Origin of the sequence: Trebonia sp., assembly GCF_030042015.1 — a bacterium.
Taxonomy (GTDB): Bacteria; Actinomycetota; Actinomycetes; order Streptosporangiales; family Streptosporangiaceae; genus Trebonia.
Map to the genome: position 1 here is coordinate 17,221 of NZ_JASIAL010000373.1, position 10,660 is coordinate 27,880.

Consider the following 10,660-nt stretch of genomic DNA (forward strand, 5'->3'; position numbering starts at 1 on the left):
GCTCGTTCTGGATGAAATTTCTTTAATCCCAGCGCAGCGGCAGCGCCTCGATCCCGTAGATCCCTTCCACCCCGCCGAGCCGCGGCTCGCCGTCTGGGGCGAGCCCGGGCATCCGGGGCGCGAGGAACGCCAGCGCCTCCTCAAGCTCGGCGCGGGCCAGGTTGGCGCCGAGGCAGAAGTGCGGGCCCGCGCCGAAGGTGAACAGCCTGGGGTCGCGGGCGGCGGTGATGTCGAAGGTCTCGCCGTCGCGGGTCTCGCGGTTGGCGCGCTCGGAGCAGACCGCCACGATCGTGCCCGCCGGGAACGTGACGCCGCGGTGCTCGATGTCAGAAAGGACGATCCGCGCGGTGAACGGCGCGATCGGCTCGAACCGCAGCACCTCCTGCACGGCGGGGGCGGCGTAGCGGCCCGGGTCGCGGGCAAGCACCTGCCACTGGCCCGGGTGCTGCGCGAACAGCCGCAGCGCGTGCGCGAGCTGGCTCTGGGTGGTGTCCACCCCGCCCTGCAGCACGTTGAGCACGAGGTTGAGGCACTCGTCGTGGCTGAGCTTGTCGCCCTGCTCTTCGGCCTGGACGAGGGCGGTGATCAGGTCGTCGCGCGGGTTCGCCCTGCGGTCGTCGAGGAGCTTGCTCACATAGTCCTCGGCCTCGAGGACCGCCTGCTCGATCTCGGGGACCTGGGTGGCCAGCGCCTGGATGTCGAACTGGCGCTGCACCATGTTGGACCAGTGGTGCAGCCTGGACGCGTCCGCCACGGGCGCGCCGAGGACGGCGGCGATCGTGCGGCTCGGGTACGGCTTGGCGACGGCCGCCACGAACTCGGTGCCGCGGGCGCCGCCCAGCTCGTCCCAGATCTGCGCGATGAACTCCCCCATGACCGGCCGCCAGCGGTCCGCGGCGCGCGGCGTGAACGCGTGGCCGACCAGCGACCGCAGCCGCCGGTGCTTGTCACCGGTGAGGTTCAGGATGTTCGCGTTGATGTGGTTGAAGAGCGGACCGCTCGTGATGCCGAAGATTTCGGCGAGCTGCGGACCGGGGAATGCCGTCTGCCGCGACCGGAGGAAGAAGTCGCCCGACTCCGCGTCGAGCACGATGTACGCCAGCGGCGAGTGCGCCAGCCAGCCCTGCTCGCGTGCCCGCGCCAGCTGCTCGTGGTAATTGTGCGGCCCGAAGTCCGGCGAGTTGTAGTCGATCTCCGGCAGGTGGAGATCGCCGACAGCACTCATGTCCGGGGATGTTACGCCTGCCGGAGATGTCTTCCTAGAGGGGCGATTAAGGGCGATTGTTCCGAACGGTCCCGGCCGGCTCCCCCGGGTAAAGCGCAGACTAGCCTGCTGAGCATGCCTGGCCCGCGAGCGCTCTTGCTGGACTTCTACGGAACCCTGGTCGACGAGGACACCGACGTCATCACGGCCATCTGCCAGCAAGTCTGCGAGCACGCCCCGCCCCAGACGGTCAGCCCGGCCGAGGTGGCCAGGGCCTGGTCGTCCGCGTTCCGCGAACTGACCGGCGCAGCGCACGGTCCCGCCTTCCGCTGCCAGCGCGACCTGGCCCGGATGTCGCTGGCGGCCACCGTCAGCCGGTACCGGTCGACAGCCGATCCGGAGGTTCTCCTGCGGGCCCAGTTCGCTTACTGGAGGCGCCCGCAGCTCGGTGGTGATCGGTGCGCACCGGTCTCGCTTGTCAGGCCCTGCTTGTCATGGCGGGCCGGTCCGGTACGGTCGGGAGCGTGACCGAGCCTGACACCGTAGTCGTCCCGTTCGATGAGCTCCCCCGCCTGCCCGTGGCGGGCCTGCGGCATTCCTGGCACGTCCATGGCCCAGGCGACCAGTTCGGCACGCTGAACCGGCTCACCGGCGACGTGGTCGCGGCGGCGGCCGGGGCGGTGCGCACCGGCGAGCGGATCGGCCTGAGCCTGCCGCTCGGACTGCCCGACCCCTCGTTCTTCGGGCGGCAGCCGCCGAAGCACACGGTGTTCCCGATGTGGCCGGGGGCCTGGGACGACCGGCTGGACGGGTTCTATCCGCAGGCATCAAGCCAGTGGGACGGCCTGCGCCACATCGCCGCGCCGGACGGCTTCTACGGCGGCTGGCAGGGCAGCCCCGACGCCGACCCTGGACCGCTGGGCATCCAGCACTGGGCCCGGCAGGGCATCATCGGGCGCGGCATGCTGATCGACCTGGCGGCCGGCGGGCACGACCCGTTCGAGGTCAAGGCGTTCAGCGTCGCCGAGGTCGAGGCGGTGCTGCGGGAACAGGGCAGCCGGCTGCGGCTCGGCGACATCCTGTGCGTCAGGACCGGCTGGATGGACAGCTACCTGGCGCTCGACGAGCAGGGCCGACGCGAGCTGGCCGAGCGGATGGCCGACCCACTCGGCTACCGGTGCGCGGGCCTGTCGGGCAGCGAGGAGATGAGCCGGTTCCTGTGGGACAGCGGTGCCGCCGCGGTGACCGCCGACAACCCCGCCGTGGAGGTCGTGCCGGTGGACCGGGAGGCCGGGTCGCTGCACCTGCGGCTGATCCCGTGCCTGGGCTTCGCGATCGGTGAGCTGTTCGACTTCGCCGCGCTCGCCGCGGCCTGCCACAGGGACGGACGGTATGAGTTCCTGTTCGCCAGCGTGCCGCTCAACCTCGACGGCGGCTGCGGCTCGCCGGCCAACGCGGTGGCGATCCGCTGACTAGGCGGCAACGCGACGGAAGGCGCCATGCTGGGATCGTCAGAGGTGATCGCCTTCGCGGCGACGACCGACCTGGACCGGGCGCGCGCGTTCTATGAGCAGGTGCTCGGCCTGCCGGTGACCGAGCGGACCGACGTCGCGTGCGTCTTCGACGCCAACGGCACCATGCTGCGGGTCACGGCGGTGCCCGAGGTCGCCACGCCCGGGTACACGATCCTCGGCTGGCGCGTCACCGCCGCGCCCGGTGGCGCCCTTGTGGCGTGGTTCGCCGACCCGGACGGCAACACGCTGTCGCTGACTCAGTTCCCGCGGCACGCGTAATCCGGCGCGGCCGGTTAGCGCTTGCGGGCGACCCCGCACCAGGCCGTCACCTGGTCCGGGCCGACGGCGCCCGGCTCGGGCCGCCACTGCTGCGGCTGCACCACGCCCGGGTCGAGCAGGTCGAGCCCGTCGAAGAACCGGGTGACCGCGGCCCGGTCGCGCATGGTCGCCCCCGGCCTGCTCATGCGCTCGTTCACGCGCTTGGTCATCTCCGCCATCTGCTCGGTGCGGATGTCGCTGGCCGGGTGCGCCAGCACCAGGTAGCTGCCGGCCGGCACTGCCCGTACCAGGCTCGCCACGATGCCGTGCGGGTCGTCGGAGTCGGGGATCAGGTGCAAGATGATCAGCAGCATGATCGCGACCGGCGCGGCGAAGTCCAGGGTCTTCGCCGCGGCCCGCAGGATGGCGGCGGTGTCGCGCAGGTCCGCGTCGAGGTAGGCGGTGACGCCTTCCCGGCTGCTGCTGAGCAGCGCCTGGGCATGCGACAAGACGATCGGGTCATTGTCCACGTAGACGACCCGCGCCCGCGGATCGGCCGCCTGCGCCACCTCGTGGGTGTTGCCCGCGGCGGGCAGCCCGGTGCCGATGTCGAGGAACTGCCGGATTCCGCCTTCGGTGACCAGGTAGCGGACCGCCCGGGTGAGGAACGCCCGGTTGGCGCGCACGTCCGCGACGATCCCTGGATTGGCCGCGATCGCCCGCTCCGCCGCCTCCCGGTCCGCGGCGAAATTGTCCTTGCCCCCGAGCCAGTAGTTGTAGACGCGAGCGGGATGAGCGTGCGCCGTGTCCAGCGCGGGTACCTTGTTTTCTGCGTCGTTTTCAGCGTCCTTTCCCGGCATAAGCGGATACTAGCGCCGCGATGAGTTCAGCCGGTGTTCGCGGTCTACCGTTGCGATGGCTGGCCGACTGCGCAGGGAGATGTGCCATGTCACGCGTTCGCGTCCACAATTTCGCCGTCTCACTCGACGCGCGATGCACGGCCAGCCCGGCGGCCGCACGGGTGTCGACGACGCGATCGCGGGCGCCTGGGCAGTGGGCATCGGCGCGGAGAATGCACATCCCGGTCGCGCCGATTGTCCTCGGGCGCGGCGAGTCGGTCTGGGACGGGCTCGAAAGGCTCGAGGAACGCTTCCATGTGGAGTCAGTGACCGCTCCGAGCGGCGTCACCCACGTGACTTTCACGCGCCCGTAGCCGACGGCTTCCCGGCCGCCGGAACGCGTGAGAACATCGTGGCATGCCTGACGCAGCTAGCGACTCCAAAGACGTGGTGCGGCGTTTCTTCGAGACGCTGAGCACCGGTGACTTCGCCTTGATCGGTGAGTTTTTCGACGACGACTCGGTCTGGATGGTCAATGACGTGGCGCGCGGACTGCCGTCCCAGCGCGGCCACGCGATCATCGATGACTTCCTCCAGCCTGTGCGCGAGGGCCTTTTCGAGCCAGGGGACCCCAAGGTCGAGATCCGCAACGTGTTCGGCGAGGGCAACTGGGTGGCCGCGGAGACCACCGCCCGGGGCACGCTGCGCAACGGCAATCTCTACGAGAATTCCTACGTGTTCATCATCGAGGTGAACGGCGAGAAGGTGAAGTTCCTGCGCGAATACATGGACACCGCCTACGCGCACGACGTCTCCGCGGGTTCGGGGGCCGAAGGGGACGCCGACGACCACGTCGCCGCGCAGCTTCGCCGCCTGGGCCACGACTAGCGGGACCCGGCCCGGGAAGCGCTCCGCGGACTGCGGTAGTCCGGGACCCCACGTTGGCTCACATGCCAGGCAGCCCTGAAGACCCCATCGCCGTCACAGCATCCACCCCACGTCGTTACGGCAAGGTTTTTGATGACATGGCGGCTGAGTACGACCGCTACCGCCCGGCTTATCCTGACGAACTCATCGACCAGGCGTGTCAAGTCGCAGGGATCGGGAGCGGCGATCAGGTGCTTGAGGTCGGATGCGGGAGCGGCCAGCTAACACGCAGTCTTGTCGCCCGGGGCCTGCACGTCACGGCACTCGAGCCAGGCAAGAAGCTCGTGGCACTAGCCAGGCAGAACCTGGAAGGGGCTGGAACGGCGGAATTCGTGAACGCCCGGTTCGAGGACGCATTGCTTCCCCGCGAGCGGTTTCAGGCCGTGTTCTGTGCGTCCGCGTTTCACTGGGTTGACCCTAAGGTCAGCTGGCAGAAGGCCGCCGACGTGCTCGTTCCCGGCGGCACGCTCGCCCTCGTGCAGTACTTCGGGCTTGAGGAGCCGCGTAGCAAGGCAGATCAGGAAGCAGTGCTGGCGGGCCTGGGAAAGGTCGCCCCGGATATTGCCGCTAACTGGCCGGTCTACCGGGATCTCGACGCCACGATCGCCGGGGTCGAGCAGCGTCGTGGCAACATCTCGGCGGCGTGGGCCTGGCTCGGCAGCTACGACAGCTACGACATGGCGCAAGATTACGCCGGCCCCCTGTTCGGGGATGTCCAGGTAGCAGTCACGCCACGGCTGATCGAGCACACTCCGGGCGAGCTCACTGCCATCTTCCGCACGATGTCGCTCTACCCCCGGCTGTCACCGGGCCAACGGCAAGCCCTTGATAGAGAACACCACGCCATATACGAACGGCTCGGGCGGCCGATTCGCGCCAGCTTTGCCGTCGTTCTCATCACGGCACGGCGTAGTCAGGGTTCCTGAGCCAGGCTGGTTTCTTACCATCGTGCACATGGCTATCCATCGGATGGAGCACGCCGGCATCGTGGTTGACGATCTCGCGGCCGCGATTGAGTTCTTCGTCCAGCTCGGACTCGAACTGCAGGGCAAGGGCCAGGTCGAGGGCCGCTGGGTGGACCGTGTCGTGGGACTCGAGGCCGTCCGCGCGGAGATCGCGATCATGCAAACTCCGGACGGCTCCGGACGACTCGAGCTGACGAAGTTCCACACGCCGCCGGACCAGGGCGACAACCGGCACGCGCAGGCGAACACGCCGGGTATCCGCCATATCGCATTCGCCGTCGGGGATATCGACGCCGTCGTCGACGACCTGGCGGAGCAGATCGGCTGACGGGGCTCCGGGAGCCCCGAGGTCAGCCGATGGCGATGAGGATGTGCGGGCGGTCGGCGGGGTTCAGCCACCCGAGTACGGCATCAAGCTCTCCGTTGGGCAGGGCCACGCAGCCTTCGGTGTACCCCTCCGGCATGTCGTCGTGGAGGAAGATGCCGGCTCCGTTGTCCGGAGGGCTGGGCATCTTGATGTCGATGAAGTGCTGGTAGGGCTGGATCTCTGTCCAGAGGGCTTCGGAGTCGTCGCCGTATGGCGGGGTGATCCCGCAGGGCACATGCTGGAATGTGTCATAGGCCGGGCTGCCCGGCTGCTCGTCCCACCAATCACCGCACACGAGGTGGTGGTAGGGGTAGCGGACGGTCGGGCTGACGGTCGAGTTGCCGTAGACGGTCGTGCCGAACGGGAACAAGCCAGTGGGGGTGGCCCAGTCGCCGGGCACGCGCCGCGCGAAGGGCAGCAGGCCACCATAGCCCGTCTGAGCCCGGAAGGGCTGCGCGGGCTGCCCGGCAAACGACACCGGGCTCCAGCAGCCGTTGGCTCCCCTGGACCAGGCTGTAAAAGTCCCAGCCCAGCTCGCGGCGGAAGGGGCGACGACGGTGACCAGCTGGGCGCCGCCTCCGGTGTCGGCCACCCGGTTCGGGTCGATGCCGTACGTCGCCGCCGGGTACTGGGGGCAGCGCGATACGTGAGCCTGGGCCGCGACTGGACGGGCCGTCACCGGCCGTGGCACAACGGCGGTCCGGACCGGCACCGCAGCCGAAGCCGCAGGCGTGCTGGGGGCAGCTGGAGTCGAGGGCGCGGAAGGCTCTGCCAACCCGCACGAGGCGCTCAGGCAGGTCAGCATCAGCAGACGGCTCACAGCGACGGCAGACTTCATTCCCACCCTCACAGGATGCCGGGAAATCTTCGGTGAGACAGCCGCAAAGTCCATGATGAGGTACATCTGCCTGCGGGCATCGCGTGTTGCTAAGCGCCGGGTGTATATCCGGCTCACGTTTCTTGCGGCGCTCCCGTGCGGGCCGGGCCGGTGTTTCCGGCGGGATTCCACGGCGATCGGGGTTCTGCATGTCACGCCGATGATCGGCGCTGCCATCGGTATCAGCGTGGAGATACGCGCCGCCGTGCCCGGACGCGCCCGCGCCAGGGCGTGCGGCCTGGTGGCCGGTCCCTTCGCGACGGGCCGGACACATTTGACGGGCGGTCCGGCAGCGAGTACACGAGATCGAAGCTGTGTCGTCATGCTAGACCATCTGTAATGCGTGGAAATGGCGCTGTCGGTGTTCGGAACTGTGCTACTAGACGACCCCTTCAAGACATGCCATTATTGAAGATATCCAGCGTGGGGGCTGTATCTGGTGACTTATATACCTCGTCTCATTCGCCTCATGGTCCATTTCGGCAGCCGTGCGGAGGACGGACAACAATCGGCCGGATGGAGGGGCAATTACGCGGTGAAGAACGGCGGCACGCACCCAAGGTAAGGCGCCCGCAGGAGCATTGACGGGCAGGATGCCTCTTCAGCAGGGAAACAGCATCACTAGCGGCGAAAGCGGGTCGGGGACGTGCAACGTCACTTCAGGGACGTCGGCTACCAGCTCAGGGCGGGCAAGCTGTGAACCGCCTGGTCGTTCACCACATCTACTCCGGGGGGATCGCGTGCGACCTCTCGGGGTATCGCAACCATGGCGTGCCCTACGAGGTCAGCGAGGCCAGCGCGCCCTATGCGCCGGCGTTTGGGTATTCGAGCCCCGATAGCCGGGTGATCGTACCTCCGAGCCAGAGCCTGCAGGACCTGCTCGCGGTGCGGGCGGTAGCCGAGTTCTACCTGGATCCCGCCGGCGGCCTGTCCCGCCGCTACAACCTGATCGAGGGTCATCTCTGCTTTGCCTTGTTCGTCAACCCCGACGGCAGCCTTTCCGGGACCATAGTCGACGCCGATGGCCAGTGGGCCGGCGCCCAGAGCGCGCCGCACCTGGTCTCCACCGGCCAGTGGCACCAGGCCGAGCTGCGCCACGACGGGGTCAACCAGTGCTCGCTCTACCTCGACAGCGTCCCCGTGGCCACTTCCTACGCGGCCAACGGTCCCGTCGGCTCCGTCGGCCCCAACGGTATCGCCGTCGGGCACTGGCCCGAGCCTTCAGGCCAATACACCTTCACCGGCTACCTGCGCCAGACCTGGGTGTATAAGTACGACCCGGCCTTGGCCGCCAAGGGCCTGCTTGACCCGTGCTGCCCCGGGTCCCGGGCCGCGCTTGACGACATGGCCGAGACCCTGCGGGAGATGGGTTACACCCGAGAGAAGGCCCAGGCGCAGGGCATGGCCCTGATCAAGCTGGGGCTGTCGGCCGCAGCCCAGGCCCGGGCCAACCAGCCTGCGGCATCGCAGCAGCAGGTCGCGTTCTCGGCCCAGGCCCTGGCCGCCTTCCGGGCCGGCGACTCGAACGCATATAACAACGCCCTAGCCCAGATGGCCATCATGGCGATGAACAACCTGTCTCCGGCTCAGGTCCAACAGTTGCAAAGCCAGGAGCAAGAACTGGTCAGCGCCCTTCCCCTGCCGATCAAAGAGTTTCAGAACCTCATCTCCAAGATGTGCCTGGGCAAGGTGAAGCTGAATCCGGCAATGGTGTTCAACACGGTGATCCAGGGCACTGGCACGACTTTTGGTGGCGGTGGCCCGGCTGGCGGTAGCAACCCATGAGTCCAATACCAGGAGCGTGAGCCCGATGGCCAACCTGACCAACCCGATCATCACGCAGTTGCTCGAGCAGTACCAGCCGCAGTTCTTCTTTGACCCCACCGAACTGTTCTTCCCGTCGGTCGCCGAAGAAGTCCTCGGCCACGAGGCCACCGAGAGCTGGGACAACGTCCCCACTCACCAGCGAGGCACAGCGGTGCTGCTCGCCCCCCTGTCGTCCACAGCCTACAGCGCGAGCGAAGTTCAGGCGGGCGTCGACGATCCCCACGGCGCCCCGCTCACCTTCGACAGCACTCCTCCCGAGGGCATCGGCCAACACTTCGCCTACAACAGCGCCAGCAACGACCTCTTCTTGGACTGCGCCGGCTGGGACGACACCGCATCGTTTGCCGGTGCGGGCGGAGTCTCCTACAGCAGCGGCTCAGTTGAGTACCTCCAGTCCCTCTTCAGCGCCCTCGGCCACGCCATGAACGGCACGATCCCGATCACATCGCCTTCCCCGGCGCCGAGGTTCAGCGTGCCCCGGACCATCTTGCCCACCATCTACGCCGAGCTGGAGTGGGCGGGCCGCTATCCAGTCCTCGACCAGGACCGGGTTAGCCAGATAGGCGGCCAGAATGACTTCCCGATGCAGTCCGCCGGCAGCAACGAGCCCGAGCCATTCTCGGGGCTCAACAAGTACCTGGCCCTCACCTACCACCTGTTCTACCCGGCGATGGAGCCCTCTCCGGTCGGTCTCCCCGACCCGGACGAGCGCTACCGGGAGGGACAGTGGGAGGCCGTGACCATCTTCCTGGAAGGTGATCCCGACTTCGCCGTCACTGACCAGGATGGCCGCCCTGACTTCCTCTTCGCGCCAGGAAAGACCGCGTTGACCCCCCGGTTCCTGGCCTACAGCACGGGCTACGGCCTGGGCGACGACAACTTCAACCCGCTGAGCGCCAGCATCCAGCCCTGGCCTGACGGGACGACGGCCAGTCAGGCCACGGTCTTCCTTGACGCCCACCCGTGGGTCTACGTGACCGCGGGGACCCACAAAAACCTCTACGGGATCGACGCCGTGGTAACCCCAGGCACCTCGAGTCCCGACGCCGGCTTGAACACTACGGGGGCAGCTATCATGGGAGCAGCGGGCACCTTCCTCGGCGTCTGCATCTCCATCGCGGCGGCTGGGGCCGCGACCGCGGGGGTTGCCCTCGCCGCGTCGGTACCCTGCCTGATCATCGGCTGGATACTCCTCATGATCGGGTTCTTTTTGTTCGCGCTGTCGTTCGGGTTCCCGACTCAGACCAGCCAGACCGAGACCCCCCAGTCCAGCCAGCCGGGCACCGATGTTGCCCGCAATGACGGGCCATCTACCGCGCCCGCGGCGAGCACGGCGTCGTCGATAGTCGCCACGACCCTGCGGCTGATCAGCAACTACACCTTCGATTCCACCCCTCCCATCAGTACCTACCCGCTGCCGTCGCCACTGCCGGCCACCGGTGCCGTGGAGATGCCCAGCTGGTGGGGGTTCGCCGGCCGCTGGGGAGTCCGGGTCACCCCGGCCTTCTCGGGGAGCTGGGACAGCGGAAGCCGGCGCACGGATCCTTTCGGCCGCTCGCGGGCCTACTGGAACGCCTACCAGCTCGTGCAGTACGTGGCCGCCAGCGGCGGAACAGTCACCCTCTGACAGGTTAGGCGGCCGGCCAGCAGCACCCCCGGCGAGCCCAGACGCATAAGAACGAGATCCAGTCGCCGATGGCACCGTTGCTGGGTGCGAACCAGTTCTGCTCGACCCGGCCGTTGCCGGTCGCGAAGACCTGGTCATGCCCGTCCGAGGTCGCCAATGCGACTGGGTCGCTGGAGACAGAGCCCCCGAGCCCGATCCAGCCGCCCCACGCGCCGTTGCCCCAGTTGTACCAGGTCTCGTAGACCTGGCCGTTAC

The 10,660-nt window shown here is 68.1% G+C and carries 12 protein-coding genes; 8 read left to right on the forward strand and 4 right to left on the reverse strand.

Going from position 1 to position 10,660, the window contains the following annotated elements; translation table 11 throughout:
• Window positions 1-22: 22 nt before the first annotated feature.
• Entirely contained in the window at window positions 23-1,225 is a 1,203-nt protein-coding gene (locus tag Q1N79_RS20345; RefSeq protein WP_300611265.1) for a cytochrome P450, read from the reverse strand.
• 114 nt (window positions 1,226-1,339) lie between these two features.
• Between Q1N79_RS20345 and Q1N79_RS20350 the strand changes: the two genes are divergently transcribed.
• Genes Q1N79_RS20350 through Q1N79_RS20360 form a run of 3 tightly spaced genes read left to right on the forward strand, consistent with a single transcriptional unit; the run spans window position 1,340 to window position 2,997 of the window.
• Window positions 1,340-1,732: a hypothetical protein gene (locus Q1N79_RS20350; protein ID WP_300611267.1), complete on the forward strand. Its 393-nt coding sequence runs from the start codon at window positions 1,340-1,342 to the stop codon at window positions 1,730-1,732.
• Window positions 1,729-2,676 carry a cyclase family protein gene (locus Q1N79_RS20355; RefSeq protein ID WP_300611269.1) on the forward strand — a complete coding sequence of 316 codons (948 nt, stop codon included), beginning with the start codon at window positions 1,729-1,731 and terminating at the stop codon, window positions 2,674-2,676. Before Q1N79_RS20350 ends, Q1N79_RS20355 begins: the two co-directional genes overlap by 4 nt.
• Window positions 2,677-2,703: 27 nt before the next feature.
• Window positions 2,704-2,997: a VOC family protein gene (locus Q1N79_RS20360; RefSeq protein ID WP_300611272.1), complete on the forward strand. Its 294-nt coding sequence runs from the start codon at window positions 2,704-2,706 to the stop codon at window positions 2,995-2,997.
• Window positions 2,998-3,011: 14 nt separating this feature from the next.
• On the opposite strand, the gene Q1N79_RS20365 is transcribed toward Q1N79_RS20360, so the two are convergent.
• Window positions 3,012-3,836 carry an SAM-dependent methyltransferase gene (locus Q1N79_RS20365; protein WP_300611274.1) on the reverse strand — a complete coding sequence of 275 codons (825 nt, stop codon included), beginning with the start codon at window positions 3,834-3,836 and terminating at the stop codon, window positions 3,012-3,014.
• 396 nt (window positions 3,837-4,232) lie between these two features.
• Here Q1N79_RS20365 and Q1N79_RS20370 point away from each other — a divergent pair, with 396 nt between their 5' ends.
• From Q1N79_RS20370 to Q1N79_RS20380, 3 genes are all read left to right on the forward strand, one after another.
• Complete coding sequence (locus Q1N79_RS20370; RefSeq protein ID WP_300611276.1) at window positions 4,233-4,703, forward strand: nuclear transport factor 2 family protein; 471 nt, start codon at window positions 4,233-4,235, stop codon at window positions 4,701-4,703.
• Window positions 4,704-4,840: 137 nt separating this feature from the next.
• Window positions 4,841-5,668 carry a class I SAM-dependent methyltransferase gene (locus Q1N79_RS20375; protein WP_300611278.1) on the forward strand — a complete coding sequence of 276 codons (828 nt, stop codon included), beginning with the start codon at window positions 4,841-4,843 and terminating at the stop codon, window positions 5,666-5,668.
• A 28-nt stretch (window positions 5,669-5,696) separates the two neighbouring features.
• Complete coding sequence (locus Q1N79_RS20380; RefSeq protein ID WP_300611280.1) at window positions 5,697-6,035, forward strand: VOC family protein; 339 nt, start codon at window positions 5,697-5,699, stop codon at window positions 6,033-6,035.
• Window positions 6,036-6,057: 22 nt separating this feature from the next.
• On the opposite strand, the gene Q1N79_RS20385 is transcribed toward Q1N79_RS20380, so the two are convergent.
• Window positions 6,058-6,753 carry a L,D-transpeptidase family protein gene (locus Q1N79_RS20385; RefSeq protein ID WP_300611282.1) on the reverse strand — a complete coding sequence of 232 codons (696 nt, stop codon included), beginning with the start codon at window positions 6,751-6,753 and terminating at the stop codon, window positions 6,058-6,060.
• An 894-nt stretch (window positions 6,754-7,647) separates the two neighbouring features.
• Between Q1N79_RS20385 and Q1N79_RS20390 the strand changes: the two genes are divergently transcribed.
• Together Q1N79_RS20390 and Q1N79_RS20395 are read left to right on the forward strand one after the other, a co-directional pair.
• Window positions 7,648-8,736: a LamG-like jellyroll fold domain-containing protein gene (locus tag Q1N79_RS20390; RefSeq protein WP_300611284.1), complete on the forward strand. Its 1,089-nt coding sequence runs from the start codon at window positions 7,648-7,650 to the stop codon at window positions 8,734-8,736.
• A gap of 25 nt (window positions 8,737-8,761) precedes the next feature.
• A complete protein-coding gene (locus Q1N79_RS20395) occupies window positions 8,762-10,405 on the forward strand; it encodes a hypothetical protein (RefSeq protein ID WP_300611286.1) in 1,644 nt (547 codons plus the stop codon).
• Window positions 10,406-10,409: 4 nt separating this feature from the next.
• On the opposite strand, the gene Q1N79_RS20400 is transcribed toward Q1N79_RS20395, so the two are convergent.
• The coding region (locus tag Q1N79_RS20400; RefSeq protein WP_300611288.1) for a hypothetical protein at window positions 10,410-10,660 on the reverse strand (251 nt) is incomplete at its 5' end.

What these genes read in the sequence shown, in the direction of transcription:
- Q1N79_RS20345 (WP_300611265.1), bottom strand. Translation starts at nt 1,225, where the DNA reads ATGAGTGCTGTCGGCGATCTCCACCTGCCGGAGATCGACTACAACTCG.
- Q1N79_RS20350 (WP_300611267.1), top strand. Translation starts at nt 1,340, where the DNA reads ATGCCTGGCCCGCGAGCGCTCTTGCTGGACTTCTACGGAACCCTGGTC.
- Q1N79_RS20360 (WP_300611272.1), top strand. Translation starts at nt 2,704, where the DNA reads ATGCTGGGATCGTCAGAGGTGATCGCCTTCGCGGCGACGACCGACCTG.
- Q1N79_RS20365 (WP_300611274.1), bottom strand. Translation starts at nt 3,836, where the DNA reads ATGCCGGGAAAGGACGCTGAAAACGACGCAGAAAACAAGGTACCCGCG.
- Q1N79_RS20370 (WP_300611276.1), top strand. Translation starts at nt 4,233, where the DNA reads ATGCCTGACGCAGCTAGCGACTCCAAAGACGTGGTGCGGCGTTTCTTC.
- Q1N79_RS20375 (WP_300611278.1), top strand. Translation starts at nt 4,841, where the DNA reads ATGGCGGCTGAGTACGACCGCTACCGCCCGGCTTATCCTGACGAACTC.
- Q1N79_RS20380 (WP_300611280.1), top strand. Translation starts at nt 5,697, where the DNA reads ATGGCTATCCATCGGATGGAGCACGCCGGCATCGTGGTTGACGATCTC.
- Q1N79_RS20395 (WP_300611286.1), top strand. Translation starts at nt 8,762, where the DNA reads ATGGCCAACCTGACCAACCCGATCATCACGCAGTTGCTCGAGCAGTAC.